This is a genomic window from Sphingomonas sp. CFBP 13733 (assembly GCF_014841795.1).
In the GTDB taxonomy this organism is placed as follows: domain Bacteria; phylum Pseudomonadota; class Alphaproteobacteria; order Sphingomonadales; family Sphingomonadaceae; genus Sphingomonas; species Sphingomonas aerolata.
The window spans coordinates 1-487 of the sequence record NZ_JACYUP010000037.1; the positions used below are offsets into that span (position 1 = coordinate 1).

The 487-nt window shown below is 57.5% G+C and carries 1 protein-coding gene; it reads left to right on the forward strand.

Annotated elements, in window-relative coordinates; translation table 11 throughout:
• Positions 1-104 precede the first annotated feature (104 nt).
• Positions 105-487: VOC family protein (locus IFT71_RS21105; protein WP_192143479.1), on the forward strand; the 383-nt coding region annotated here is incomplete at its 3' end.

The window sequence follows — 487 nt, forward strand, 5'->3', positions numbered from 1 at the left end:
AATCGCGGACATTTCGACGACCCGGGGGTGACCGCGTCCTAACGGCCGGTTAGGTGAGAAGGCTAGTGGCGATCGGAAGTCGATCAGCTGCAAGGAGAGCCCGCATGCTTTTTCATACCATGGTCGGATCGAACGATATTGAACGGTCGAAGCGCTTCTACGACACGGTGCTCGCCACTTTGGGGGCAGGCGAAGGGACGCGGAACATTGCCGACAGCGGCCATACACGGCTAATCTATAATAATGGCAACGGAACCAATTTCATCGTCAGCCAGCCGATTAACGACGAACCGGCAAGCGTCGCCAACGGCAGCACCGTAGCCTTTTCGTGCAACTCGCTTGAACAAGTGAAGCAGCTTCATGATACCGCGGTCGCCAACGGTGGCACCTCGATCGAAGCCCCGCCCGGCCCGCGTAATACCGCATCGCTGGGGACAGTCGAACTTGCCTATTTTCGCGACCCAGACGGCAACAAACTATGCGGAAT